A 24,763-nucleotide genomic window follows, 5' to 3' on the forward strand; every position below is an offset into this window, starting at 1 on the left:
GAAGGGCGCGATTTGTTTCGCTGCCGTCGGATCATGGGCGGAGACAAGGAGGTGGGAGCCGGAACGACCCGCAGCAAAATCACTGTGGCTGCTTCCGTCAGGACCTGACCAGGTTGGCGACGACTACGTCCGCCCGACTCCCGGCGCGGCATATGGCGAAGGGAATGGATTATGGCAAGCGATGATCTGCGGGGGGCGATTTACTCGAGCCCCGTTTGCTGAGCCTTGCCAACGAACTCCAGCGCTGCGCGAGCGGTTTCCGCGATGGCGGCTTCGGCGGCCTTGGCGTCGACCGTGGGGCGATCGAGATAGACGGCGAGAATATATTCCTCGCCCGAGGCTGCCTTCACCAGCGCAACGTCATTGTAGGCAGTGCCGCAACTCCCCGTCTTGCTGCCGGAGGTCCAGCCTTCAGGCAGACCCGCCTTTATGCGCTTGTCTCCGGTAGTGCTGGCATTGAGCCAGCCGCGCAGCTTGTCGGCACTTTCCGGCTTCAGATCATGGAAGATCAGACGGCTCATCAGAATCGCCATGGCGGCGGGGCTGGTGGTGTCGCGTTCATCGCCCTCAACATTTTCGTTGAGGGTCGGCTCGTTCCGGTCGAGGCGGGTCACCGTGTCGCCATGGGCACGGATGAACCGGGTCAGGCCTTCCGGTCCGCCGATCATCGGCAGCAGCAGATTGGCGGCACTGTTGTCGCTGACTTCGACGGCGGCGGCGGCAAGCTCCTCCATCGACATGCGGCCGCGCCCGGCATTCTTCCTGACGATGGGGGCATAATCGAGAATATCGGCCCTGGTGAAGCTGATCTGGCCTTCCAGACCGAATTTTCCACCTTCGGCACCGGTCAGCACGGCGGCCGCGAGCGGAGCCTTGAAGGTCGAGCACATCGCAAAGCGCTCGTCCCGATTGAAACCGAGAATCAGCGCGCCCTTGCTGTCGACCAGCGCCACGCCCAGACGGCCGCCGGTACTTTCCTCGATCTCCTTGGGATTGCGGATTGCCTTCATCGCCGATTCGCTCACCATGTAACGGGGCGCGGGCGGCAGCAGCGACTGGCGCGGGGCGTTGTCCTGCTGCTGCGCAACAGCGGGTGTGGCGAACAGCAGGGCCGCAATAATCAGGCGTTTGGGCAAAACCTACATCCCCTGCATATTGTAAAATTCTCCGGGGATGCGGACGGTCAGGCTTTCCAGCTTCTCGTCCAGCACGATCTGGCAGGAAAGGCGGCTGGTGCGGGTGGCGGCAGCGGCAAGGTCAAGCATATCCTCCTCGTCCTCGCTCGCTTTCTTGAGCTTCGGGAAATCATCCGCATCTATGATGACATGGCAGGTGGAACAGGCCATCTGGCCCTCGCAGGTGCCTTCCAGCGGCTGACCCGCGGCTTGAGCGATGTCGAGCAGGACGGCACCAGCCGGCGCCTCAACCTCCTGCTTATGCTCTCCATCGGCGCTGATGAAGACAACCCTTGTCATGGTGCGTTCCCCGCATGTCACGGCGCCCATTTTTGGGCTGCCTCATTCAATAACCCCGCAGCATCCTCCAACTCGGCCAGTGTCGTGTACCGGCCAAAGCCGATCCGCACCGATCCGCGCGCCTCTGCGTCTGACAGGCCGAGTGCGCGCAGCACATGGCTAGGCCGCCCGGACCCACTTGCGCAAGCGCTGCCGAGCGAAAAAGCGACATTGCGGCAATCGGACAGCAATCTGGCGCCGTCGACTCCCCCCCGGCGGAGGTTCAGATTGCCATGATAGCGCCGATCGGCGCTGCCGTTGAGCGTCCAGTGGGAGAAAAGGGCGCGGGCGGCCTCCCAGAGCGACTCGACATGAGCGCGGTCCGCCTCGGCGCGGTCGCGCATCAGGCGGGCGGCGATGCCGAAACCTGCGCAAAGGGCGGGAGAGAGCGTGCCGGAGCGCAGGCCGCCCTCCTGTCCGCCGCCGTGGATGATCGGGGTCAGGGGCACGCCATCCCGCAGCCAGAGCGCGCCGATGCCCTTGGGACCGTAGATTTTGTGGGCGCTGATCGCGATCATGTCGCAATGGGCCGGGATGGGCACGCGACCATAGCCCTGTACGACGTCGCAAAGGAATAGCGCGCCGGCCTTATGGGAGAGGTCTGCGAGGTCTGCGACGGGCTGGATCACGCCGATCTCGTTATTTACCAGCATAGCTGCGACCAGCGCAACGCCGGGGCGGATGGCCTTGGCCGCCATGTCGAGGTCGACGAGGCCGTCGGCGCCGACGGGTAGGATGGTGATGCGGCGCCCTCCCCGGCCCATGGCGTCCACGGTGTCGAGAACGGCGGCATGTTCGGTGGCGAGGGTGACGACGTCGCCGGGAGGGGCGCCCTGAATGGCCATGTTCAGCGCCTCCGTGGCGCCGGAGGTGAAGAGCAGACGCCCTCCTTCGGGAAGGAGTTCCAGTATCTCGGCGCGGGCAACCTCGACCTGCGCGGCAGCAGCGCGGCCGAGGCGGTGCGGGCTATGGGGATTGGCGAACTGGTCGCGCAGCAGCGGAACCATCGCATCGAAGGCTTCCGGAGCGAGCGGGGTCGTCGCCTGATAATCGAGATAGATCGTCATCGCGCCCGCTCGGCCATTTTGGTCCACTGCCCAATGAAGCGGTCGATATCGGCTTCGCTGGTTGAGGGACCGAAACTCACGCGAATGACCTCGCTGGCCCGCGCTTCGTCCCAGCCCATGGCGTGCAGGACATGGCTGGTCCTGAGAGAGCCGGAAGAACAGGCGCTGCCCGCCGAGACGGAAATGCCTGCAAGGTCGAACTGGATGAGCTGGGCGCGGGCCGACACGCCGGGCATGCGATAGCTGGCGATCGTCGGGATGCGCGGGGCGTTGCGGGCGACAATCTCGCCGCCCGCCTGCTCGATCGCGGCATCGAGTCTGGCGCGGAGGGCGGCGGCTTGCGGGAGCCAGTCGGTGCGGGCTTCGAGCACCGCCGCCATGGCGAGGACCGCGGGCAGGTTTTCCGTGCCTGCGCGATAGCCCTGCTCCTGTCCGCCGCTGGGATGGATCAGGGTCAGGTCCTTGACGAACAGCGCGCCTACGCCCGGAGGGCCGCCGAATTTATGGGCGCTGACGGCGATCATGTCGGCTTGCGGCAGCGGGAGTTTGGCGGCGCTCTGGGCACAGTCGGCGAAGAGGATGGAGCCTTCGCGGTCGATCGCGTCGAGGGGCTGGATCACGCCGGTTTCGTTGTTGACGTGCTGAATGGCGACCAGCGCCTCGCCCTCAGAGCGAAAAGGGGCGACGCGGCCGTCGGACGTCACATCCAGCCGCCCGGCCTGCGGCGTGACGCGGAGCACCGAATCATGCTCGACCGGAGAGGTCTGGATCCGGCTTGCCTTGGCGCGGGTCAGGCCGATGGCAATGGCTTCGCTGGCGCCGGAGGTAAAAATCACATGGCCGTCCCATTCCAGCGCGGCGGAAACGCGGCGGCGGGCGTCCTCCAGCGCGGCGCGGGCGAGGCGGCCGTCCCTATGGGGGCTGGAGGGATTGGACCAGCTTTCCAGGGCCTCGATCATGGCAGCCTTGGCAGCGGGCAGCAGCGGCGTGGTGGCGGCGTGATCCAGATAGAGACGGTCTAGAGCCAAGGCCGAAAAACACTCATTGATTGCGGAAATGGTGGCGGCTTCTATATAGGCGGTCTGCCGCGCAGCGCCAGCACTGGCTGCTGCGCCTGTCCCATTCGCCGGTTAAGCCCGGCCCAGAAACATAACAGGTGCCATGCCCGACGTAATCTTTCCCGGACCCGAAGGCCGCCTTGAAGGCCGCTTCAGCCCCCCGCCCCGCCCCCGCGCACCCGTCGCCATGATCCTGCACCCGCACCCTCAGGGCGGCGGCACGATGAACGATCGCATCACGCAGGCGCTTTACAAGACCTTCGTGAAGCGCGGCTTTGCGGTGCTGCGGTTCAACTTCCGCGGCGTGGGACGCAGCCAGGGGACGTTTGATAACGGCATTGGCGAACTGTCCGATGCCGCTGCGGCGCTCGACTGGGTACAGAGCTTCCATCCTGAGGCGCAGACGACCTGGATCGCGGGCTTCTCCTTCGGCGCGTGGATCGGCATGCAACTGCTGATGCGGCGGCCGGAAATTCGCGGCTTCATCTCGGTCGCGCCTCCGGCGAACATGTATGACTTCTCCTTCCTCGCGCCCTGCCCTTCGTCGGGCATCATCGTGCAGGGAACGGCGGACGAGGTCGTAACCGCCAGCGCCGTGCAGAAGCTGGTCGACAAGCTGCGCACCCAGAAGGGCATCACCATCCATCATGACGAAATCCGGGGCGCGAACCACTTTTTCGAACATGAGCTGGATCAGCTGATGAAGTCGGTCGACAATTATCTCGACATGCGCCTCTCGCCGGATTCCCCTATCCGGTGATGGCTGACTGAAATTCAAAAAGTTGAAGGGGCTGCTTGGGCGGCCCCTTTTTTTGGGAGCGCATGCAGGCCTCCCCCGCCCTTCCAGCCAGGAAGCTGGGGTTGAGGCATTCAAGGAAATTCCCGCTTGGCGGGACGGACCGCGCCCGGTAGCGGCCGCCAGCGATGAGTGACGAGAAGAACGACGTCCGCCTGATATGGAGCCGCTATTACAGCGCCTTCGTTCCCGCACCGGCGGGTCCCGGCTTTTTCGACAGGCTGAAGGCGGCCAGCGGCGCCATTGGCGGGATCGCGATAACCGGGCTGCTCTGCGGGCTGATGCTGGGCAATGGCATCGCCCATCCCCTGCTGGTGGCGCCGATGGGGGCGTCGGCGGTGCTGCTCTACGCCGTGCCCGCCAGTCCGCTCGCCCAGCCCTGGTCGGTATTTGGCGGCAATGTGGTATCGGCGCTGGTCGGGATCACCGTTTGCCGGCTTATTCCCGATCCGACCATAGCCGCCGCGCTCGCGGTCGGCTGCGCGATCGGCGCCATGTCGCTGCTGCGCTGCCTGCATCCGCCGGGGGGCGCGGTGGCGCTGTCGGCGGTGTTGGGCGCCACGCACAGCTATATGTTCGCGCTGGTGCCGGTGGCGGTAAACACCGCTCTGCTCGTGACGGTCGCCATCATCTTTCACCGGCTGGCCGGGCATAGCTACCCCCATGTCGCGCCCAAGCAAGCCAGCGCGCATGGAACCAGCGATCCCACGCCGATCCTGCGAACCCCGTCCAAGCAGGATGTCGAGGAGGCGCTGAACGCCTATGGCGATGCGCTGGACGTCGATGCCGCCGATCTGCAGGCCGTCCTGCGCGATGCCGAAATGCGCGCCGCCGAACGGACACATGGCACGTTGACGTGCGGAGATATCATGTCCCGCGACGTGATCTCGGTGAAGGAAAACAGGCCCGTGGCCGAGGCCCGGAAATTGCTCCATGAGCGGCGGCTGTTGTCCCTGCCAGTTCTGGACAATGCCGGACGCGTGCAGGGTCTGGTCACCCCGCTGGACCTGGCGCGAGACGGCGAGGATGTGTGCGACATCGCTTCGCCCGCCTATGTCGTGCATGCCGATACGCCCGTGGCCGCGCTGCTCCGTCCGTTGACTGGCGGCGGACGGCGAGAGGCCGTCGTGGTGGATGACGACCGGATGTTGCGGGGCCTGATTACCCAGACCGATCTGCTATCCGCGCTGGCTTGTCAGGTTTAACGCATGTCGTTTTCCAGCACAGGCAGATCCGGGCCGGGAATGGCGGTGATCGCGACATTGGCGAACATGACGAGACCCGCGACGATCATCAGCATGCCGCGCTTTCGATCTCGCTTCTTGACGATGGCGTAGACGCCGCCCCCCGTCAAAGCCATGCCAGCCAACATCAAAATGGATAAAATCGTGCCTGCCATGGAGCAGGCCATAGGTTGGCAGGTGGACGGTGGCAATATTGCAGCGCACCCCGTAAGAGGCGCGAGAACGAATCACCTTTTGCGTGACAGGACAACCAAGCCGTGAAAATAGCTCTCGCTTCCGATCACGCCGCCGTCGATCTGAAGGCGGAAATCGCAGACTGGCTGCGCTCCGAAGGTCATGATGTGGACGATCTGGGTCCGGCGACCGCCGACCGGGTGGATTATCCCGATTTCGGTTACAAGCTCGCGTCAGCGATCGCTTCCGGCGCGGCCGAGCGTGGCATCGCGCTCTGCGGGTCGGGTATCGGCATTTCCATTGCCGTGAACCGCAACCCCGCCTGCCGCTGCGCGCTGGTATCCGAGCCGCTGTCCGCCGCGCTCAGCCGCGAGCATAATGACGCGAACGTTCTTGCCCTGGGCGCGCGCCTGACCGGCGTGGATATGGCCAAGGCCTGCGTCACCGCTTTCCTTACCACTGACTTCGGCGGAGGCCGCCATGCCGGCCGCGTCGAAAAACTCTCCCAGCCCGCGCTCTGAAAGGACTTGAGATGAGCACCGAAACCCTCACCCAGCCCAACCTGTCGGACATCCGTTCCGAAGGCTATTTCACGCGCAATCTGGCCGATGCCGATCCGGCGGTCTTCGCGGGCGTTACCAAGGAACTGAAGCGCGAGCAGAATCAGATCGAACTGATCGCTTCGGAAAACATCGTGTCAAAGGCGGTGCTGGAAGCGCAGGGTTCGGTCTTCACCAACAAATATGCCGAGGGCTATCCCGGTAAGCGCTATTATCAGGGCTGCGCGCCGTCGGACGAGGTGGAGCAGCTCGCAATCGACCGCGCCAAGGAGATCTTCGACTGCGGCTTCGTCAATGTTCAACCCCATTCCGGCGCGCAGGCGAACGGCGCGGTGATGCTGGCGCTGACCAAGCCGGGCGACACCATCATGGGCCTGTCGCTGGACGCCGGTGGCCACCTGACCCACGGCGCGAAGCCGGCGCTGTCGGGCAAGTGGTACAACGCCGTGCAATACGGCGTGCGCGAAGACACCCACCTCATCGATTATGATGCGCTCGAGGCGCAGGCGATCGAGGCCAGGCCGACGCTCATCATCGCGGGCGGTTCGGCCTATCCCCGCCATCTCGACTTCGCGCGTTTTCGGGCGATTGCCGATAAGGTCGGCGCGCTGCTGATGGTCGACATGGCGCATTTCGCGGGTCTGGTCGCCGGTGGCGAGCATCCGACGCCCTTCGGCTTTGCCGACGTCGTGACCACCACCACGCACAAGACCCTGCGCGGTCCGCGTGGCGGCATGATCCTGACCAACGACGAAGCCATTGCGAAGAAGATCAACTCGGCGGTGTTCCCCGGTCTTCAGGGCGGCCCGCTGATGCATGTGATCGCGGCGAAGGCTGTTGCCTTCGGCGAGGCGCTGCGTCCCGAGTTCAAGACCTATGCCAAGGCCATCGTCACCAATGCGAAGGCGCTGGCGGGCAAGCTGGAGCAGCGCGGTCTGGCCGTGGTTTCGGGCGGCACCGACACGCATCTGGCTCTTATCGACCTGCGCCCCTACGGGATTTCTGGCAAGGATGCGGACGAGGCGCTGGAGCGCAGCTTCATCACCTGCAACAAGAATGGCGTGCCGGGCGACCCGCTGCCGCCGACCAAGACCAGCGGCATTCGGGTTGGCTCCCCTGCGGGAACGACGCGCGGGTTCGGAGTGGCGGAGTTCGAGGCGATCGGCGACATGATCGCAGACGTTCTGGAAGGACTGCGCGACAATGGTGAGCATGGCGATGCCGCCGTGGAAGCCAGCGTGCGCGAGCGCGTATCGGCCCTTTGCGCCCGTTTCCCGATCTACGAAGGGTAATCGCCCTTGCGTTGCCCCTTCTGTGCCCATGACGACAGTCAGGTAAAGGACAGCCGGCCGACGGAGGATGGCGCCGCCATTCGTCGTCGTCGGCAGTGCGAAGCCTGCGGCGCGCGCTTCACGACCTTTGAGCGGATACAGCTCCGCGACATCTGGGTGGTGAAGAGCGAGGGGCGCAAGGAAGCCTTTGATCGCGACAAGCTGGCGCGCTCTATCGGCATTGCCTGTCGCAAGCGACCGATCGACCCAAGCCGTCTGGAAAAGCTGATTTCCGGCATCCAGCGGCAGTTGGAAACCTCCGGCGACGGCGAAGTCCCGGCGCGGGCGATTGGCGAGATGGTGATGGAGGGCTTAAAGCGCCTCGACAGCGTATCCTATATTCGCTTCGCCAGCGTTTATAAGGACTTTACCGACGCACGGGATTTCGAGGATTTCGCCTCGACGGTGAAGGAAGTCGGCGGTGACTGAAACCGCGTCGCTGCCTCCCGTCATCGTTCTGGTGCGACCGCAGCTTGGCGAGAATATCGGCAAGGCGGCGCGGGCTATGCTCAATTTCGGACTGTCCGAGATGCGGCTGGTGTCGCCGCGCGACGGCTGGCCCAATCCTGATGCCGGCCCATCAGCAGCAGGCGCAGACGTGGTGCTGCACAAGGCCGAGGTTTTCGAGACGCTCGCGGATGCGGTGGCGGATTGCGCGCATGTCTATGCAACCACCGTGCGCAAGCGGGGCGTGACCAAGCCGGTGGTGACGCCGGATGAGGCTGCGCGGGAAATTCACGCTGCGCAGGGACGGTCGGCCTATGTGTTCGGGCCGGAACGGTCGGGCCTGGAGACCGAGGATGTGGCGCTGGCGCGCAAGATTCTGACAGTGCCGATCAATCCGGAATTCGGATCGCTCAATCTGGCGCAGGCGGTGATCCTCTGCGCCTACGAGTGGTCGAAGCAGGCTGGACTGGAACAGCCGACCGTGGTTGATCTGGGCGAACCGGCTCCGCAGGCAGAGCTGGAGGGGATGATCGAGCAGTTCGAAACCTTGCTCGAAGGCGCGGGCTATTTCTTCCCGCCAGACCGTGCGCCCGCGACCAAGCGAACATTGCGGAATCTGCTGACCAAGCCGGGCTGGAATCACCTGGAAGTGCGGACCTTGCGGGGCGTGCTGTCGGCGCTGCGCAATCCACGCTCTCGCTAAACGCCCTGTCATTCCCGCGAAGGCGGGAATGATGGATCAGCTGGTCCGCAAACGGTCGAATTCGGTCATTTCATAAGCGATCGAGGCTTCGACCAACTGTTCCCACAGCGCTGCGATGACATGGGCGGGCGCGCCGAGGCGTTCAGCTTCAGCGCGAGCATTTTCAATCACCTCCGCTTTGCGGGCCTCATCGCGTACGGCTCCGCGATCCGGCTTGATCCGGGCGGCGGCGCGCATATGGGCAAAGCGCTGGTCGAGCAGCGCGACAAGCTGGCGGTCGAGTTCGTCCACGCCTGCGCGGACCTGGGCCATGGTCGTGTAGCTTTCGGGGTTCATGGGCAATGGCACTAAGCCGCGAAAACCGGCCTGTCGAGGGTTGACATGCCTGCCCCCCTTCTCCATAGGCGCCGCTTCGCGATTGGCTCCGCATCCCGGTGAAGCGGCGGCCCTGCCCCTGAAATATGGATCGCAGGCGATACCGGGAACAACGTTATACGCAATTGTTTAGGAAATCATCATGTCGAAGCGTTCCAGCGCAAAGTACAAACTTGACCGCCGCATGGGCGAGAATATCTGGGGTCGCCCCAAGAGCCCGGTCAACAAGCGTGAATATGGTCCCGGTCAGCACGGCCAGCGCCGCAAGGGCAAGATGTCGGACTACGGCATTCAGTTGCGCGCCAAGCAGAAGCTGAAGGGCTATTATGGCGACATCACCGAAAAGCAGTTCAAGAAGAACTATATCGAAGCCGCCCGCATGAAGGGTGACACCGGCCAGAACCTGGTCGGCCTGCTCGAGCGTCGCCTGGACGCTGTCGTCTATCGCGCCAAGTTCGCGCCGACTATCTTCTCGGCCCGCCAGATCGTTTCGCACGGCCACATCTATGTGAACGGCGTGAAGTGCAACATCGCCAGCCGTCTGGTGAAGCCGGGCGACGAGATCACCTTGGGCAAGAAGGCGCAGGAAATGGCGCTGGTCCTTGAAGCGCAGAGCCTGCCCGAGCGCGACATTCCCGACTATGTATCTCCCGATGGCACCGCCAAGGTCACCTATGTCCGCGTTCCGTCGCTGGACGAAGTGCCCTATCCGGTGAAGATGGAACCGAATCTGGTCGTTGAATTCTATTCGCGCTAATTTCAGTCGCGGATATCCGAACAAGGGGGGCGGTCCGGTTGGACCGCCCTTTTTCTTTTCAGGGTTTGGCCGCGGGAAGATGCAGCGCATCGCGCAAAAAGCGGTCGGCGCGGTCCAGCATCTGGCTGCGCACCTGGCCATCGGCCAGTTGGTGGTCCAGGCCCTTATATTCAACCAGTTCGACCGGCTTGCCCTTGCCACGCAGGCGCGACGCCATCAGGCGTGATTCGGCAATCGACACATTCTGGTCAATATCGCCATGGAACATCAGAACCGGCGCGACAAAGGCATCAGCCTGGCGAGCGGGTGAACCAGCCTGCGCCACGGACATATCGCCGAACATGCCCTCCAGCATGGCGGGGCTGAGATCATTCTTCCACTCCGTCTGGAGGTCGCCAATGTCCGTCACCGGCGCGATGGCCACGATCGCCTTGTAGAGCTGCGGGTCCACCACGGCGGACTGCAACGCCGCATAGCCGCCGTAGGACCAGCCCACGATGGCAAGCTGCGCCGGGTTGGCGATACCTTGCCCCACCAGCCATCTGCCGGCGTCATTGACGTCGCCGATCGACTGTTGCCAGGATTTGAAGCCGCTGCTGCCCAGCCATTCGACCCCGAACCCCGTCGACCCCCGGAAATTGGGCTGAAGCACGGCGTAGCCCTGATGCGCGAAAAACTGCGCGAGCCAGTCGAAGCCCCATTCGTCGCGCGCCCAGGGTCCGCCATGCGGCATGACGATCGCGGGCAATCCCTTGCCGTTGCTGCCCGGCGGCAGGGTCAGATAACCGGGAATCTGCTTGCCATCGGCAGCCGGAAAGCTGACGGGCTTGACCTGCGACAAGCTATAATTCCCCAGCGCCGCCTGCATCGGCGCGATCTCCGCAAGCCGTTTGGTCTGTTTGTCGAACAGATAATATTTGCCCGGATCGACGTCGCTGGTCGCCAGCAGGACGAGCCTGCTTTCGTCCTCGCTGCTGTCGACGAAGGTGATGAGCGGCGCATTGGGCAACGCCTTGGTCAGCGCAGCCGCGACCTTCCTGAGTTCCGGATCGAACATGATCGAATGGCGTCGGTCCGTGGCCCAGCTGATCCCGACGACACGCTGATGGCGGCCAATGCGGATCAGGTCGTCGACATCGACGCCGGGTTGCTCGAACACCAGTTCCTTCTTCATGCTGCCGTCCAGGCTGATCCGGTAAATGCCTGTGCGGCCGTTGACTGCATCGCTGCCATAGACCACGTCCAGCGCAGGATCGACGGAGTCGGCCTCAAAGCCCGTCGCCACGACGCCCGATACCGACTGCGTCGATAAAGGCAGCCATTCCCGGCTGTCCTTCTTGCGATAGAAATAATCATAGCGATGGCCGCCATAACCCATGCTCGTGGTCGGGCGCGTGACCATGATACGGACATTGCCATGGCCATCGGTGATATAACCCGCCGCATTGCCGCGAGCCGGTTCGACCGAGCTGCGGGCCAACGTTCGCGTGTTCACCCGTTCGACGCCCAGGCCCTCGCGCTGCTCGGCGGTCATCTTGCCAGTCGTCATTTCCGGCATGTAGTAACGGTCCATCAGCACCGTGTCCTCCCCGGCCTTACCCAGCCAGTCGATGATCCGACCGCCCCGCAACACGAAACCCAGTTGATCGCCGCTGCCCTTCGCGCTGATCGCCTTCATATCGCTGCCATCAGCATTGACCGCCAGCATGCGGGTCCAGCCGCGCTTCTCGCCGTAGATGGCGCTGATCATATAGGCGTTGCAGACCAGCCGCGCGTTGCTGGACCAGGCGCAGCCGAACAGCCTGTCCTCCTTGCCCTCCGACACCAGCACGGGCCTGGGTTCGACGCCTCCGTCCAGCCGGGCCACCGACACGACGGAACCCCGCCCCACCAGCGGTTCGACCAGCGCAAGCGACTTGCCGTCCGGCGAAATGCTGACATCGATAATGGGGCGCGAACCAAAGGCCTTGGCGGCTGCGCTTGGCTCAAGCGTTGGGCTTTGCGCATGAACCGGCACGGCAAGCGCAACCAACGGTAGAATATTCAGAAACTTCAATCGCATGACACAGACCCCCTTGCGAGGTCAGGAATATATACGGCAGTAAAACTGTCAACGGGTGGCGCTTGCCCGCCCCGATGTGCGGTGCCATCATCGCATCGTCCAGATTTTGAGGTTCCTCCCATGCGCCTGTGTTTCGCCAAGATCACGCTGCCGCTGATCGCCCTCATCGCCAGTAGCGCGGCGGTAGCGGCCTCCGACAGCGGCCCTTCCATCGAGACGATGAAAGAGGTGGTGAAGGAGCTTTCCTCCGATGCCTATGAGGGGCGCGCGCCGGGGACCGCGGGGGAGGAAAAGACGCTCGCCTATCTGGTGCGGCGGTTCGAGGCGCTGGGGCTGAAGCCGGGCAATAAGGGGAGCTGGTTCCAGGATGTCCCGCTGGTCGAAATCGACGCGAAGAACGTCTCGCCGCTGACCTTCACCGGCGGCAAGGGAACGATATCCGCCAAATATGGGCCGGAAATGGTGATGGCCACCTATCGCACCGGACAGGCCCATATCGCAGTCAAGGACAGTCCGGTCGTCTTCGTCGGCTATGGCATCAACGCGCCGGAGAAGAAGTGGAACGATTATGCGGGTGTCAACGTCAGGGGAAAGACGGTCGTCATATTGGTGAACGACCCTGACTATCAGAACCCCACCCTGCGCGGGCCGTTCAGCGGGCGGGCGATGACCTATTATGGCCGCTGGACCTACAAGTTCGAGGAAGCGGCGCGGCAGGGCGCTGCGGCGGCGATCATCGTGCATGACACGGTTCCGGCCGCCTATGGCTGGAACGTCGTGCAATCCAGCTGGACCGGCGCGCAGCATGTCGCCGACAGCGCCAACGGCAATGCCGACCAGTCGGCGGCCATCGGCTGGATCCAGAAGGACAAGGCGGCGGCGCTCATGGCAAGTGCCGGACTGAACCTCGATGCGCTTATGGCGGCTGCGAAAAAGCGCGGGTTCAGGGCAGTGGCCTTGAAGGGGGTGAAGGCGAACCTCAGCTTCGACAATGCCATCCGCAAGCATAGTTCGAAAAATGTCGTCGCCTTGCTGCCGGGCAAGGTGCGGCCCAATGAATATGTGCTTTACGCGGCGCATTGGGATCATCTGGGCCATTGCGAGGCGGCGCCCGATGGCGACGACATCTGCAACGGCGCGATCGACAATGCGACCGGGACCGCGGCTCTGGTGGCGCTGGCGCAGGCCAATGTGAAGGCCGGGCCGACGGATCGCAGTCAGGTGTTTCTGGCGGTGACGGCGGAGGAATCGGGGCTGCTCGGATCGGCCTATTATGGCAACCATCCTGTCTTTCCGCTGGGGCAGACGGTGGGCGGGGTCAATATGGACGCGCTCAGCATGGCAGGGCTGGCGAAGAACGTCGTCGTGATCGGCAAGGGCAAGTCGCAGCTCGACGCCTATCTCGATCGGGCACTCGCCGCGCAGAAGCGGGTTGCCAGTCTGGAACCGACGCCGGAAAAGGGATTTTATTATCGCTCGGACCATTTCAGCTTCGCCAAACATGGCGTGCCGATGCTCTATTTTGAGGGCGGGCAGGATCTGGTGAAGGGCGGCCCCGCCGCGGGGGCCAAGGCGGCCAAGGATTATGAGGAACATCGCTATCACGGCCCCAAGGATGAATATGATCCCAGCTGGGACTGGAGCGGGGTAAAGGCGGACCTCAAACTTTATTATGATGTGGGCCGAGCGCTGGCGACTACCACCGACTGGCCGAACTGGACGCCGGGCGACGAGTTTCGGGCGATCCGCGACAGGAGCCGCGGGGCAAAATGAACGGCCGGACGGGGGAAAATGGCCACAGTCCCCCCGTTCATCCTCCAACCGACGCACATTTTACGGCTGTCACGCGACACCTGATCCTGTAGAGGCCACCGGACATTTTCCCGCAGACAGGAGCCACGCCCATGACTTTCCGTATGCCCGCCGAATGGGCGCCGCATGAGTGGACCTGGATCGGCTTTCCCACCTATCCCGAAGAATGGCCGGGCGCCTTCGACGCGGCCCGCCAGCAGATTGCGGACTTTGCGAGCGCTCTCCATGCCGGGGGTCGCGGCGAGGAAGTGCGGCTGGTCTGCGCCAAGGAAAGCGATGCGGAGGATGCCCGCAAACTGGCGGCGCCCGGCGTGACCATCATGGTGCAGAAGCTGGGCGACGTCTGGCTGCGCGATACCGCGCCGATCGCAGTGCTGCGGGGCGGGGAGCGAGCGCTGGTCGATTTCGGCTTCAACGGATGGGGCGGCAAATATCAGATGCCGGGCGACGAGGATATCGGTGCGCGGCTGGCGGCGACGACGGGACTGCCGACCTCCACCCAGCATTGGGTGTTCGAGGGCGGCGCGGTCGATACCGACGGCACCGGGCTGTTCGTGACGACCGAGCAATGCCTGCTCAATCCCAACCGCAATCCGGAACTGGACCGGGGCAAGATCGAGACGCTGCTGGCCGGCTCGCTGGGCCTTTCGGACATGTTGTGGCTGGGGGACGGCCTTCTCAACGATCATACGGACGGACATGTCGACAATCTGGCGCGCTTCGTGGCGCCGGGCGTGCTGGCCCTGCCCGAGGCGAGCGGCAAGGATGATCCGAACGCAGCGATCTATGCCGATGCGCTGGCGCGGGCCAGGGCGTTCGGGGTCGAGGTGGCGTCCATCCCCTCCCCTGGCCGCGTGGTCGTGGACGGCGAGATCATTCCGGCCAGCTACATGAATTTCTACGTCGGCAATGCGGCTGTCATCGTGCCGATCTATGGCCAGCCCAATGATCAGGCGGCTCTGGATGCGTTGAGGCCCTTCTTTCCCGGCCGGGAGATTGTCGGATTGTTCAGCGATGCAATCCTGTCAGGCGGCGGCAGCTTCCATTGTTGCAGCCAGCAGATGCCAGCGGCCGCATGACCGTGATGTTGGCGCTGCGGGCGCTGATTTCCGGGATCATCATCGCCGTCGTATCGGTGGTATCGCGCCGCTTTCCCGGGCTGGGCGCGCTGATCGCATCCCTGCCGCTGATTTCGGTGGTGGGTATGATCTGGTTGTGGAACGACAAGCCGGACGTCGAAAACATGGCGCGCCATGCGGAGGCGACATTCTATTATGTCATCCCGTCGTTGCCGATGTTTCTGCTGATCCCGATGCTGCTGCGACGCGGCGTCGGCTTTGGCCCAGCGCTGATCGCGGGTTGCGTGCTGACGATCCTGCTCTATCTCCTGACCGTAGCCGTTGCCGCCCGCATGGGTATCCGATCGTAGGGTAATATTTGATGACCAAAGTCACCGTCGCCGCGCTCCAGCTCGCCTTTTCGGACGACCGGGCGGACAATATCGAAATGGTCGCGGGTCATGTCGTGAAGGCTGCCGCGCGGGGCGCGAAGATCATCCTGCCGCCTGAGCTGTTCGAAGGCTATTATTTCTGCAGACATGAGGACGAAGCGCTGTTCGACCGTGCCCTGCCTCTCGACGAACATCCCGCCGTGCAGGAAATGCGGAAGGTGGCGAAGGCCGAGGGCGTCTACATTCCCACCAGCTTCTTCGAACGCGACGGGCATCATTATTATAATTCGCTCGCCATGATCGACGATCAGGGCGAGGTCATGGGCGTTTATCGCAAGAGTCATATTCCCGACGGGCCGGGTTATGAGGAAAAATATTATTTCCGCCCGGGCAATTCCGGTTTCAGGGTGTGGAAGACGCCCTATGGCACCATCGGCGTCGGCATCTGCTGGGACCAATGGTATCCCGAAACTGCCCGCGTGATGGCGCTGATGGGCGCGGAGATGCTGTTCTACCCGACCGCCATCGGTTCGGAGCCTTATGACGCCGACCTCGACACCAGCCGCATGTGGCGGCGCGCCATGATCGGCCATGCGGTCAGCAACTGCATGCCGGTGATTGCCGCAAACCGTATCGGTGAAGAAGAAGGCCAGAAATTTTACGGTCACAGCTTCATCAGCGACGAATGGGGCGATTTTGCTGCCGAGGCCGATGCGAAAGACAATGGCGCTCTGGTGGCGACGCTGAATCTGGAAAAAGCCAAGATCCATCGTGCAGGCATGGGCTTCTTCCGCGACCGGCGGCCCGATTTATATGCGCGGATCGCACAGGACATCTGAAGGAGAGACGCTATGACCGTTGCCCGCCACTATATCATGCACGCCAGGGAAGGCATGGATGCCGCGCTGGAAACCGCCTTGCGCGCCGTGGCTGACGCGGTTCGTCCGCTGCCCGGCTGCGAAGGCGTGGAACTGCTGCGCGATCTCGGCAATGAGCGACGCTTCGTCTTCATCGAGCAATGGGCTGATGTCGATGCGCACAAAGCCGCAGCGACGGGCCTCGACAAATCGGTATTCGCGCCGATGATGGCCGCGCTCGACGGACCGCCGGACGGGGCCTATCTCGACTATCTCATGCGCTGAGTTCCGCTGCTCGCGCGAATACCGCCTCGAACAATTCTGCCGTCAGGCGGCCCGTGTTCTGATTGTAGCGCGAGCAGTGATAGCTATCGATCACGATCCTGCCGCTGGGCATGCGATGCTCGGCCAAATGGGCGAAGCGCGCCTTGGGCAGCTTGCCGCCCAGCGCCTTTACCACCGACTGATGCGCAATCTGGCCAAGCGCGATGAAAACCTGCGCATTCGGCAGCGCCGCGACGGCCGGCTTCAGAAAAGCGCGGCAGTTGTGGATTTCCTCGGGCAGCGGCTTGTTCTGCGGCGGCAGGCATTTGACCGCGTTGAGGATGATGATGTTGCGCAGGATCAGGCCGTCATCGGAGCGGCCTTCATAGGCGCCACTGCTAAAGCCAAATTTGGCGAGCGTGGCGTAGAGCAGGTCCCCTGCAAAATCGCCGGTAAAGGGCCGCCCGGTGCGATTGGCCCCATTTCTCCCGGGAGCAAGTCCGATGATCGCGATTCTGCCGTTCGGATCACCAAAGGACGGGACCGGCGCATTCCACCAGTCGGGATGCTCGGCCCGACATTCTTCGCGCAAAGCGGCGAGACGCGGACAAAGCTGGCAATCATGCGGCGGCTCGGTATGGGGCAAGGGACTAGGCAGGGTCATCGCAACCCGATAGGCGCTGGGCCATGGCCAAGACAAGCACTCGTCACCAATATGCGCTTGCATTGGGATCGAACCGCTCCCTGTCGGCGCGGCTGACCCCGAAGCAATTGCTGAGAGAGGCAGTCGGTCGGATTGCAGAACTGGGCAAGGTTCTGGCCGTTTCGTCCGTCATGACGACACCGCCTTTAGGTCCTTCGCGGCGGGTTTTCGCGAATGGGGCGTTGCTGGTGGAAAGCGACCTCCCCCCCGCAGCCATGCTCGCCAGTTTACAGCGCATAGAGCGTAATCTTGGCCGTCGGCGGTTCCGGCGCTGGGGGCCAAGGAGTGTGGATATCGACATCATCCTCTGGTCCGGGGGCCGCTGGAACAGTCGGTCGCTGCACATTCCGCACCCCGCTTTCCCGCGGCGGGATTTCGTGCTGGCGCCACTTTGCGCGATTGTGCCATGCTGGCGTGACCCGATTTCCGGGCTTTCCATGCGCCATTTGCACGCTCGCTTGAGAAAAGCGACTTCTTGAGGTTGACCGGTGGCGGCGGCGCCTCTAGTGCGTCCGAACCTCAGGATATGAGGGCCCTTAGCTCAGTCGGTAGAGCAACTGACTTTTAATCAGTAGGTCGCTGGTTCGAATCCAGCAGGGCTCACCATATTTTCCCGACGGTCAAGTCAGCGCGATCAGCATCAGCGCGACGCAACACCACATTTCGATAGAAAGCAGCAGACCTAGCAGGATGCCGAACATGGCATGAGGCTTCAGCGCGTTGTTCATCTGCCCTCTCCATTTCTTTATGTAAGATGAACGGCTTGGCCACACGGCTGGTTCCCGGAGCGATTGAACGCATCGCTCCGGTTCGTCGCGCCGCTGGCCCCCAGGCCCCTATTTTTGCCCGACGGAGGATCCGTCGAAGGCAGGCTCTTTGCAGGGGCAGCATTGCGACGCCATACTATTCTTTGGTCCTTGGGGAACGGTGTGGCGATCCGTTCCTGTCGGGATGTGTGATTTGCGGCTTTCCAGGGCTGGAGGCTACACGCTGCTGGACCTGCGGCTAGCGACGATAGAGGCCTCAGCCATTATTTCTCCCATCAGACGCCGGTGATGCGGATGCCTGAGCCGGGAACCTTATATCTGCGGTTGAGCGCGATCAGGACAGAAGTGAGTCCTTCGGCAACAACGGAGTTGCAAAGCGGTCCTGCGTTCCAGGCGCGCAGGCCAATCTCCTGCGCCAGCGCGACCACCTGATCGGCGGCTCCGCTATCGTCGGCGCAGACAAGGACGTCGCATTCAATTTCTTCGTCCAGCCGGGTAAGATGATGGGCGCTGATGTTCTGGAAGGCAGAGACGACGCGCACCCCCTCGCCCAGCATCCTTTGCACCGCCTCGACGGCCGAGCCGCCTTCGGGGAGTTGCACGCGGCTGACCTTTGGCGGGACCAGAGGTACCGTCACGTCGATCAGTATCTTGCCCGCCAGCGCCGGTTCGACATCCCTTACCGTCGATTGCTGCGCCGCATAGGGCACGGCAAGAACGACGATGTCGGCCTGCGCGGCGGCTTCCGGGTTGGCGGCGCCGGTAATGGTGCCGCTCCCCAGCACTTCGTTCATCTGGGCGGCAGCTTCCTGCGCGCGTTCAGCGGTGCGGCTGCCGATGATGACCTTGTGGCCCTTATGCGCCCAACGAAGCGCCAGGCCCCCGCCTTCCTTGCCGGTGCCGCCGAGAACGGCAATGCTCGCCAGAGTTTCATTCTGCATATTCAAATCTCTCCTGTTCTTTTCGGCGTTTGCGCGGGGCCGTGAGGACCATCGGGGTGAGGTCCTCAGCGGCCATGCCGCGCTCATGCATGTCCTGCGCTACTGCGCCATAGACAGTGCTGCGCTGGCGCGGGGTGCGGCCGATCGAGCGGATCAGCGCCTCCATCGCGGCGGGCGGCATTTCCTGACCATGCTGGGTCCCGGCGGCGCGGGAGATGCTCTCGTTCATCAGCGTGCCGCCAAGGTCGTTAGCGCCGGAGGTAAGGCAGGCCTTCACGCCTTCGGGGCCGAGCTTCACCCAACTGGTCTGAATCGAGCGAATATGCGGATGCAGCGCGAGCCGGGCGACCGCGTGCATCAGCCGGACTTCGCGGAAGGTCGGGCCGTGGCGCGCCTCTCCGCGCAGTCCCATGGGCGATTCCATATGAACGAAGGGCAGCGGCACGAACTCGGTGAAACCGCCGGTGCGGCGCTGAAGGTCGCGGATACGGATCAGGTGACGCGCCCAATGGCGGGGCGTGTCGACATGGCCGAACATGATGGTGGCGGTGGTGGTGAAGCCGACGCGATGCGCGGTTTCGATGACGTCGAGCCATTGATCGGAGCTGAGTTTGTCCGGGCAGATCTGGGCGCGGACTTCATCGTCAAGGATTTCCGCCGCCGTGCCGGGGAGCGTATCGAGGCCCGCGCCCTTCAGGCGGATCAGAAATTGCTCGACGCTCAGGCCCAGAGTCGCGGCGCCCTGCGACACTTCCAGCGGGGAGAAGGCGTGGATGTGCATGTCCGGCACGGCGGTGCGAACCGCCTTGGCGAGATTGATGTAGGTCTCGCCGGTATAATGGGGGTGGATGCCGCCCTGCAGGCAGACCTCGGTGCCGCCGCGTTGCCATGCCTCGCGGGTGCGACGGACGACTTCTTCGAGGTCGAGGTCATAGGGTATGCCGCGCAATGCCTCTGCCTTGTCGCCCTTCGAGAAGGCGCAGAAGCTGCATTTATAGGCGCAGATATTGGTATAGTTGATGTTGCGGTTGACGACATAGGTGATCTCGTTGCCCATCACCTGTTCGCGCAGGGCGTCGGCGCTGTCGCAGATATGCTTCAGGTCCGTTTCGCGGGCCGAGAAGAGGGTCGCGATCTCCTCCTCGTCCAGCAATGCGCCAGCCAAGGCGCGCTCGACGATGGCGGCAATCTTCGGATCGATGGGCAGGGTCGAGGGGCGCGTGACGCGGGGTTCGAGCGCTATCCCCGGCGACCATCCGTCCTCGCGGGCGAAGCCCTGCGCGTCGGCATGAGCGAGAATGTGGCGCACCATCGCGGGGTCCTGCCAGCGGCCATTATCCTGCGCGTAGGCCGGATAGACCGGCAGGCGCGCGACCAGCATCCGCCCCTCGCTTTCGGTCGCCATGCGCAGGCACTCGACTTCGGGCCATGGCGCTTCCGGGTTCACATGGTCGGGCGTCACCGGCGAGACGCCGCCCCAATCGTTGATCCCCGCCGAGAGCAGGCGCGGAAAGTCAGACGCCGAGAGATTTGGCGGCGCCTGAATGTTCATCTCCGGCCCCAAAATCAGTCGGGCGGCGGCGATTGTCCAGAGCAGTTCCTTCATGTCCGGTTCGGACGCATGAGCCATCACCGTGCGCTCCTTGGCGCGGAAATTCTGGACGATCACTTCCTGAATATGGCCGTAGCGTTCGTGGAGGTCGCGGATCGCTTCCAATGCCTCGATCCGTTCGGCGCGGGTTTCGCCGATGCCGATCAGGATGCCGGTGGTGAAGGGGATTTGCAGTTCGCCAGCGAGGCGGATGGTTTCGAGCCGCGCCGCCGGTTCCTTGTCGGGTGAGCGGTAATGGGCGCCGCCCTTCCGGCAGAGGCGGTAGGACACGGACTCCAGCATCAACCCCTGCGAAACCGAGACACGGCGGAGCGCCGCCATCTCCTCGCGGGTCATGACCCCAGCGTTGATGTGCGGCAGCAGGCCGGTTTCGTCGCGGATCAGCGCCGCCATTTCGGTGAGATAGGAGATGGTCGTGGCGTGGCCCAGTCGCGCCAGTTCCTCGCGGGCGACGGTAAAGCGCAGTTCGGGCTTGTCGCCCAGCGTGAACAGCGCCTCGGTGCAGCCCGCCGCCTTGCCTGCGCGAGCGACCGTCAGCACCTCCTCTTGGGTCATATAGGCATTTTCGCCGGGCCGGGGCGGCTGGGAAAAGGTGCAATAATGGCAGAGATTGCGGCATAGCTGGGTCAGCGGAATGAAGACCTTGCGCGACCAGCTCTGAACCCGGCCATGCCCCTCGTCCCGCAGCGCCGAAGCAGCCGAAAGAAGATCGGCGAAAGACAGGTTCAGCAACGCATTTGCCTGCCCATTGATCCCGACCATGCCTCTCATTCGTATCTCTCCATTATATTTATTCTGTTTTGCTTGGATTTGGCCGCGAGTTCAACCCACTGGTCCCGGCCGCCCGATCATGACGCGCTCCCACTTCGAGGAATCGCCCGGCTTTTAGGGGTAGGCGCCGCTTCTTCCGGTGAGCCGAAAATTGTTCGTTGATGGAAAGAAGGTCCGTTGATCCCAAGCGCAAACAATTTCGCACCATGGGTTCAAATTCATTCGACCGCCTTGTCTTTGGCAGCCATGCGCAAGCCTGACATATGTGGCAATAGACCGACGCCTTGAGCCGCTTCTGATCCGACTGGGTCGGCTTGGCCACTCCAAGTCTTTGATTTCTCGCCTTCTCCAGACGCCGTTATGGGCTAGCCGATGACAGAGTGCAAATTCATGCTGCGACGGCCCTGGGAGGCTGAATAGCGGGGAGAGCTTCCATGCCGCGTTCGGCTATATCCTTGATCAGCGCCTCCACTTCCTTGCGCGCCGCGCCCTTCAGCGCGCCGAGCAGGCTCGTCAGATAGCCGCTCACCAGCCGGACGATCACCGCATCATCCGCGATGCGCCCCTGCGCCCAGTCGTTGATCGTCGCATATTCGAAGCGCACCAGATCCTCGACCAACGTATCCGCGACAATCCAAGGTTGAAGCTGCTTCCCGGCCTCCAGCACCTCGATCCACTGGCGGTTATGATGAACCGCAGGCGAATGCATCGCCGTCCAGATGTCATGATCGACATCCGAACTGAAATAGAGCGCCATGATCGCCCTGATATAATTGCGCATCTTCCGGTTGCGCTGAACGATGGAAATCATGCGCTCCAGATTGTGCAGCATCGTGCCCGGAGCGCTGGAATAGGCGATCCTGCTTCCATATTCGTCGAAATATTCCTGAATGGCCGATGCGACCATCCGCTCGCGCGTCTGGAAGGCGTTGTAGAGCGTGCGCTTGGCCACGCCTGCGCGCAGGCCAATATCGTTCATGCTGAGCGCGGCGATGCCCTGTTCGGCGATGACCTTGCGTGTTTCCTCCAGTATCCGGCGGCGGCGCTCGATGATCGCCGGACTGGAATAGGTCTGGGGCCGATCGCCGCCTTCCTTCAACTCTTCGCCCCATTCACTCGCCAAGGTCGCTCGCTTTCATAGCCGGATCGTCCCTTTCGCGACAGGATCATAGCGGGATTGCATGATCGTGCAAATTTATGGTCCTGAGTCGTAGGAAGCCCCTCCCCGCCCTAAGGTGAGACGGGACGGACCGGCCAGATCAACCGCCTCTCTGTTCGGCCGGGACGGCCAAAACCGTTCGCGCCGGGACTTCCACTGAGCCGAAGAAACGGGGCTGGTCGCCGCCATTCACATAGATTGCAAGACCGGAGGAAAAACGCATCTCAAGGCAGCGACGCTCCGCATCCTCCCATTGGGCCACCGTCAGCGGCTGGCCCTGCTCATCGAGCCAATCGACATCGTCCTCCGACAGCCAGTGCGTATCGCGCAGGTCCGGCTGCGATGCCCGCAGGGTGGCGAGCGCGAAGGCATGCGCCTCAATCTCCCTGTCGTGTCCAGCCCAATCGACCCAGCCCGTTGCATTATCCTGCGCATAGGCATTGTTATTCCCCTGCTGCGAACGGCCGAACTCATCGCCGGCCGTCAGCATGATCGTGCCGCGCGAGCAGAATAGCGTGCCGAGCAAAGCCTTGATGTCCCGCCGGCGAGCTTCCAGCACCGCAAGATCGTCGCTTGGCCCTTCAACGCCGTTGTTCCAGCTGAAATTCTCGCCATGGCCATCGCGATTCTGTTCGCCATTGGCCTCATTATGCCGCCGTTCATAAGCGGTGAGGTCCGCCAGCGTGAAACCGTCATGCGCCGCGAGGAAATTGACGGTGCGGGTGACGGGCGCCTTGCCGAATATGTCGGACGAACCGGCCAGGCGCGTCGCCAGCGCGCCCAGCATCCCACGGTCGCCCCGCCAGAAACGGCGCAGATCGTCGCGATAGCGATCGTTCCACTCAAGCCATCCCTCGCCGAATTGCCCCAGTTGATAGCCGCCGGGACCAATATCCCAGGGTTCGGCGATCAGCACGCGGTCGGCCAGCAGAGGATCGGTCCGCATCGCGTCCAGCAGCGGCGCCCGCGCATCGAAGCCGCCGGGCAGACGGCCCAGAGCAGGCGCCAGATCGAAACGGAATCCATCCACGCCCGCCGCGCCCGCGAAATGGCGCAGGGAATCGAGGATCAATCGCTGCGAGGCAGGATGGTTGCAGTCGATGCTGTTGCCGGTGCCGGTATCGTTGATAAGGCTGCCATCGGGTTCATGCCGGAAATAATGACGCGCATCGAGACCGCGCAGCGAGAGCGTCGGCCCCAGCGCATCGCTCTCGCCATCATGATTGTAGACCATGTCGAGGATCACGCCGATCCCCGCCGCGTGCAGCGCTTCGACGGCGCCGCGCAGCTCCGCCATGCCGCCGGGCGCGATTCGGGGATCGAGCGCGAAATAGCTGACCGGATTATAGCCCCATGCATTGTGGAGGCCGAGCTGTCCCAGATGCCGCTCATCGATCCACGCATTGACCGGCATCAGTTCGACGGCCGAGACGTGCAGCCGCTGCAAATGCTCGATCACCTTCGGATGGCCGAGAGCGGCGATGGTGCCGCGCTGCGCCTCCGGAACGTCGGGATGCAGCCTGGTGAAACCGCGCACCTGCACTTCGTAGATGAGGCCGCCCGGCTGAAACAGCGGCGGCAACGGGGTCAGCGGCGGAGGCGGCAAGGTCAAGACCGCCTTGGGCATCAGGGGCGCAGTGTCGGGCCCCTCCCCTCGCCGCGACGCCAGTGCCGGATCATAGGCAAACGCCCGGTCGATCGCGGTCGCATAAGGATCGAGCAACAGCTTGTCCGGGTCGAACCAGAAACCCGCGCCGGGATCGTAAGGCCCATCGGCCCGCACGCCATAGCGCGCTCCCTCCCGCACGCCCGGCACATCGAGCGACCAGATGCCCTCCGCGCCCGGCGCCATGGGCAGGCGCGTCTCGCGATCCTCATCGTCGAACAGGCAGATCCAAAGCTGTCCGGCGTCGGGCGAGCGGATATGGAAGCGGGCTCCCCGCTCATGCATGTCCGGTCCCAGCGGCGGCTGGCTCATGCCGTTCCCGGGACGAGGGACCGGAACAGCTCCGCATAACGTGCAGCGCTGCGGGTCCAGGAGAAATCGGCGCGCATGCCTGCCCGCTGCATCGCCTGCCACCCCGCCCTGTTCGCATGCAACCTTGCGGCCCGCGCAATCGCGCCATGCAGGGCCAGCGGGTCGGAAGGAGCAAAAACCAGGCCGGTCGCGGCTCCGGCGCCGGTCGCTGCCTCATTGGCATCGATCACCGTATCGGCCAACCCACCGACCCGCGCCACCACCGGCACGCAGCCATAGCGCAGGCCATAAAGCTGCGTCAGACCGCAAGGCTCGAAGCGCGAAGGGATCAGGATCGCATCCCCACCCGCCTGCATCAGAT

At 63.5% G+C, this 24,763-nt stretch carries 24 protein-coding genes, 1 tRNA gene, 1 other RNA gene and 2 pseudogenes; 14 read left to right on the forward strand and 14 right to left on the reverse strand.

From position 1 onward, the window contains the following. Window positions 1-47: 47 nt before the first annotated feature. From ffs to ACFC3J_RS09925, 5 genes are all read right to left on the reverse strand, one after another. Window positions 48-145, reverse strand: an RNA gene (gene ffs, locus ACFC3J_RS09905) — signal recognition particle sRNA small type. 55 nt (window positions 146-200) lie between these two features. Further along, complete coding sequence (gene blaSGM, locus ACFC3J_RS09910; protein WP_375196030.1) at window positions 201-1,109, reverse strand: SGM family class A beta-lactamase; 909 nt, start codon at window positions 1,107-1,109, stop codon at window positions 201-203. A 30-nt stretch (window positions 1,110-1,139) separates the two neighbouring features. Further along, entirely contained in the window at window positions 1,140-1,475 is a 336-nt protein-coding gene (locus tag ACFC3J_RS09915; protein ID WP_375196007.1) for a 2Fe-2S iron-sulfur cluster-binding protein, read from the reverse strand. Between the two features lie 17 nt (window positions 1,476-1,492). Further along, complete coding sequence (locus tag ACFC3J_RS09920) at window positions 1,493-2,581, reverse strand: cysteine desulfurase family protein (protein WP_375196008.1); 1,089 nt, start codon at window positions 2,579-2,581, stop codon at window positions 1,493-1,495. Then, a complete protein-coding gene (locus ACFC3J_RS09925; RefSeq protein ID WP_375196009.1) occupies window positions 2,578-3,609 on the reverse strand; it encodes a cysteine desulfurase family protein in 1,032 nt (343 codons plus the stop codon). The genes ACFC3J_RS09920 and ACFC3J_RS09925 overlap by 4 nt, the downstream gene beginning before the upstream one ends. A gap of 133 nt (window positions 3,610-3,742) precedes the next feature. On the opposite strand from ACFC3J_RS09925, the gene ACFC3J_RS09930 reads away from it, so the two are divergent. Continuing rightward, entirely contained in the window at window positions 3,743-4,399 is a 657-nt protein-coding gene (locus ACFC3J_RS09930; protein WP_021319762.1) for an alpha/beta hydrolase, read from the forward strand. 164 nt (window positions 4,400-4,563) lie between these two features. Further along, entirely contained in the window at window positions 4,564-5,640 is a 1,077-nt protein-coding gene (locus ACFC3J_RS09935) for an HPP family protein (protein WP_375196010.1), read from the forward strand. Here ACFC3J_RS09935 and ACFC3J_RS09940 read toward each other — a convergent pair. Next, the gene (locus ACFC3J_RS09940; protein ID WP_375196011.1) at window positions 5,637-5,834 is read right to left on the reverse strand and encodes a hypothetical protein; all 198 of its coding nucleotides are present in this window, start codon (window positions 5,832-5,834) and stop codon (window positions 5,637-5,639) included. The genes ACFC3J_RS09935 and ACFC3J_RS09940 overlap by 4 nt on opposite strands. Window positions 5,835-5,936: 102 nt before the next feature. Between ACFC3J_RS09940 and rpiB the strand changes: the two genes are divergently transcribed. The 4 genes and pseudogenes from rpiB to ACFC3J_RS09960 form a co-directional block, all read left to right on the forward strand. Beyond that, on the forward strand, window positions 5,937-6,374 hold the full coding sequence (gene rpiB, locus ACFC3J_RS09945) for a ribose 5-phosphate isomerase B (RefSeq protein WP_375196012.1): 438 nt from the start codon (window positions 5,937-5,939) through the stop codon (window positions 6,372-6,374). An 11-nt stretch (window positions 6,375-6,385) separates the two neighbouring features. Further along, complete coding sequence (gene glyA / locus ACFC3J_RS09950; RefSeq protein ID WP_375196013.1) at window positions 6,386-7,705, forward strand: serine hydroxymethyltransferase; 1,320 nt, start codon at window positions 6,386-6,388, stop codon at window positions 7,703-7,705. 6 nt (window positions 7,706-7,711) lie between these two features. Next, complete coding sequence (nrdR, locus tag ACFC3J_RS09955) at window positions 7,712-8,173, forward strand: transcriptional regulator NrdR (protein ID WP_375196014.1); 462 nt, start codon at window positions 7,712-7,714, stop codon at window positions 8,171-8,173. Continuing rightward, a pseudogene (locus ACFC3J_RS09960) lies at window positions 8,172-8,894 on the forward strand (RNA methyltransferase); the annotation flags it as partial. The gene nrdR and the pseudogene ACFC3J_RS09960, both read left to right, overlap by 2 nt. A 36-nt stretch (window positions 8,895-8,930) precedes the next feature. Here ACFC3J_RS09960 and ACFC3J_RS09965 read toward each other — a convergent pair. After that, on the reverse strand, window positions 8,931-9,230 hold the full coding sequence (locus tag ACFC3J_RS09965) for a chorismate mutase (RefSeq protein ID WP_375196015.1): 300 nt from the start codon (window positions 9,228-9,230) through the stop codon (window positions 8,931-8,933). Between the two features lie 181 nt (window positions 9,231-9,411). Between ACFC3J_RS09965 and rpsD the strand changes: the two genes are divergently transcribed. Further along, window positions 9,412-10,026, forward strand: a complete 615-nt coding sequence (gene rpsD / locus ACFC3J_RS09970; protein WP_375196016.1) for a 30S ribosomal protein S4 — start codon at window positions 9,412-9,414, stop codon at window positions 10,024-10,026. A 58-nt stretch (window positions 10,027-10,084) separates the two neighbouring features. Here rpsD and ACFC3J_RS09975 read toward each other — a convergent pair whose 3' ends face one another. Beyond that, window positions 10,085-12,088, reverse strand: a complete 2,004-nt coding sequence (locus ACFC3J_RS09975; RefSeq protein WP_375196017.1) for an alpha/beta hydrolase family protein — start codon at window positions 12,086-12,088, stop codon at window positions 10,085-10,087. Window positions 12,089-12,208: 120 nt separating this feature from the next. Between ACFC3J_RS09975 and ACFC3J_RS09980 the strand changes: the two genes are divergently transcribed. From ACFC3J_RS09980 to ACFC3J_RS10000, 5 genes are all read left to right on the forward strand, one after another. Then, on the forward strand, window positions 12,209-13,861 hold the full coding sequence (locus tag ACFC3J_RS09980; protein WP_375196018.1) for a M28 family peptidase: 1,653 nt from the start codon (window positions 12,209-12,211) through the stop codon (window positions 13,859-13,861). A 131-nt stretch (window positions 13,862-13,992) separates the two neighbouring features. Then, window positions 13,993-14,979, forward strand: a complete 987-nt coding sequence (locus tag ACFC3J_RS09985; RefSeq protein WP_375196019.1) for an agmatine deiminase family protein — start codon at window positions 13,993-13,995, stop codon at window positions 14,977-14,979. Further along, window positions 14,976-15,329, forward strand: a complete 354-nt coding sequence (locus ACFC3J_RS09990; protein ID WP_375196020.1) for a DUF3147 family protein — start codon at window positions 14,976-14,978, stop codon at window positions 15,327-15,329. Before ACFC3J_RS09985 ends, ACFC3J_RS09990 begins: the two co-directional genes overlap by 4 nt. Before the next feature lie 11 nt (window positions 15,330-15,340). After that, window positions 15,341-16,189 carry an N-carbamoylputrescine amidase gene (aguB, locus tag ACFC3J_RS09995; RefSeq protein WP_375196021.1) on the forward strand — a complete coding sequence of 283 codons (849 nt, stop codon included), beginning with the start codon at window positions 15,341-15,343 and terminating at the stop codon, window positions 16,187-16,189. A 12-nt stretch (window positions 16,190-16,201) separates the two neighbouring features. Continuing rightward, a complete protein-coding gene (locus ACFC3J_RS10000; RefSeq protein ID WP_375196022.1) occupies window positions 16,202-16,492 on the forward strand; it encodes a putative quinol monooxygenase in 291 nt (96 codons plus the stop codon). On the opposite strand, the gene ACFC3J_RS10005 is transcribed toward ACFC3J_RS10000, so the two are convergent. Then, window positions 16,482-17,135: a uracil-DNA glycosylase gene (locus tag ACFC3J_RS10005; protein WP_375196023.1), complete on the reverse strand. Its 654-nt coding sequence runs from the start codon at window positions 17,133-17,135 to the stop codon at window positions 16,482-16,484. The genes ACFC3J_RS10000 and ACFC3J_RS10005 overlap by 11 nt on opposite strands. Window positions 17,136-17,158: 23 nt before the next feature. On the opposite strand from ACFC3J_RS10005, the gene folK reads away from it, so the two are divergent. Together folK and ACFC3J_RS10015 are read left to right on the forward strand one after the other, a co-directional pair. Next, complete coding sequence (gene folK / locus ACFC3J_RS10010; protein WP_375196024.1) at window positions 17,159-17,653, forward strand: 2-amino-4-hydroxy-6-hydroxymethyldihydropteridine diphosphokinase; 495 nt, start codon at window positions 17,159-17,161, stop codon at window positions 17,651-17,653. 51 nt (window positions 17,654-17,704) lie between these two features. After that, a tRNA-Lys gene (locus ACFC3J_RS10015) sits at window positions 17,705-17,780 on the forward strand. Between the two features lie 436 nt (window positions 17,781-18,216). On the opposite strand, the gene npdG is transcribed toward ACFC3J_RS10015, so the two are convergent. The 5 genes and pseudogenes from npdG to ACFC3J_RS10040 form a co-directional block, all read right to left on the reverse strand. Next, window positions 18,217-18,882 carry an NADPH-dependent F420 reductase gene (npdG, locus tag ACFC3J_RS10020; RefSeq protein WP_375196025.1) on the reverse strand — a complete coding sequence of 222 codons (666 nt, stop codon included), beginning with the start codon at window positions 18,880-18,882 and terminating at the stop codon, window positions 18,217-18,219. After that, window positions 18,872-21,256, reverse strand: a complete 2,385-nt coding sequence (gene cofH, locus ACFC3J_RS10025) for a 5-amino-6-(D-ribitylamino)uracil--L-tyrosine 4-hydroxyphenyl transferase CofH (protein WP_375196031.1) — start codon at window positions 21,254-21,256, stop codon at window positions 18,872-18,874. Before cofH ends, npdG begins: the two co-directional genes overlap by 11 nt. 397 nt (window positions 21,257-21,653) lie before the next feature. Then, entirely contained in the window at window positions 21,654-22,388 is a 735-nt protein-coding gene (locus ACFC3J_RS10030; protein ID WP_375196026.1) for a TetR/AcrR family transcriptional regulator, read from the reverse strand. Between the two features lie 136 nt (window positions 22,389-22,524). Beyond that, window positions 22,525-24,402, reverse strand: coding sequence for a glycogen debranching protein GlgX (gene glgX / locus ACFC3J_RS10035; protein WP_375196027.1), 1,878 nt, complete (start codon window positions 24,400-24,402; stop codon window positions 22,525-22,527). Continuing rightward, window positions 24,399-24,763: pseudogene (locus tag ACFC3J_RS10040) on the reverse strand (starch synthase); the annotation flags it as partial. The gene glgX and the pseudogene ACFC3J_RS10040, both read right to left, overlap by 4 nt.

Source organism: Sphingobium sp. (assembly GCF_041987595.1).
Taxonomy (GTDB): domain Bacteria; phylum Pseudomonadota; class Alphaproteobacteria; order Sphingomonadales; family Sphingomonadaceae; genus Sphingobium.

Coding starts and splice junctions, on each gene's coding strand:
- ACFC3J_RS09915 (WP_375196007.1), bottom strand. CDS start 1,475: ATGACAAGGGTTGTCTTCATCAGCGCCGATGGAGAGCATAAGCAGGAG.
- ACFC3J_RS09920 (WP_375196008.1), bottom strand. CDS start 2,581: ATGACGATCTATCTCGATTATCAGGCGACGACCCCGCTCGCTCCGGAA.
- ACFC3J_RS09930 (WP_021319762.1), top strand. CDS start 3,743: ATGCCCGACGTAATCTTTCCCGGACCCGAAGGCCGCCTTGAAGGCCGC.
- ACFC3J_RS09935 (WP_375196010.1), top strand. CDS start 4,564: ATGAGTGACGAGAAGAACGACGTCCGCCTGATATGGAGCCGCTATTAC.
- ACFC3J_RS09940 (WP_375196011.1), bottom strand. CDS start 5,834: ATGGCAGGCACGATTTTATCCATTTTGATGTTGGCTGGCATGGCTTTG.
- glyA (WP_375196013.1), top strand. CDS start 6,386: ATGAGCACCGAAACCCTCACCCAGCCCAACCTGTCGGACATCCGTTCC.
- ACFC3J_RS09965 (WP_375196015.1), bottom strand. CDS start 9,230: ATGAACCCCGAAAGCTACACGACCATGGCCCAGGTCCGCGCAGGCGTG.
- rpsD (WP_375196016.1), top strand. CDS start 9,412: ATGTCGAAGCGTTCCAGCGCAAAGTACAAACTTGACCGCCGCATGGGC.
- ACFC3J_RS09975 (WP_375196017.1), bottom strand. CDS start 12,088: ATGCGATTGAAGTTTCTGAATATTCTACCGTTGGTTGCGCTTGCCGTG.
- ACFC3J_RS09980 (WP_375196018.1), top strand. CDS start 12,209: ATGCGCCTGTGTTTCGCCAAGATCACGCTGCCGCTGATCGCCCTCATC.
- ACFC3J_RS09985 (WP_375196019.1), top strand. CDS start 13,993: ATGACTTTCCGTATGCCCGCCGAATGGGCGCCGCATGAGTGGACCTGG.
- ACFC3J_RS09990 (WP_375196020.1), top strand. CDS start 14,976: ATGACCGTGATGTTGGCGCTGCGGGCGCTGATTTCCGGGATCATCATC.
- aguB (WP_375196021.1), top strand. CDS start 15,341: ATGACCAAAGTCACCGTCGCCGCGCTCCAGCTCGCCTTTTCGGACGAC.
- ACFC3J_RS10000 (WP_375196022.1), top strand. CDS start 16,202: ATGACCGTTGCCCGCCACTATATCATGCACGCCAGGGAAGGCATGGAT.
- ACFC3J_RS10005 (WP_375196023.1), bottom strand. CDS start 17,135: ATGACCCTGCCTAGTCCCTTGCCCCATACCGAGCCGCCGCATGATTGC.
- folK (WP_375196024.1), top strand. CDS start 17,159: ATGGCCAAGACAAGCACTCGTCACCAATATGCGCTTGCATTGGGATCG.
- npdG (WP_375196025.1), bottom strand. CDS start 18,882: ATGCAGAATGAAACTCTGGCGAGCATTGCCGTTCTCGGCGGCACCGGC.
- cofH (WP_375196031.1), bottom strand. CDS start 21,256: ATGGTCGGGATCAATGGGCAGGCAAATGCGTTGCTGAACCTGTCTTTC.
- glgX (WP_375196027.1), bottom strand. CDS start 24,402: ATGAGCCAGCCGCCGCTGGGACCGGACATGCATGAGCGGGGAGCCCGC.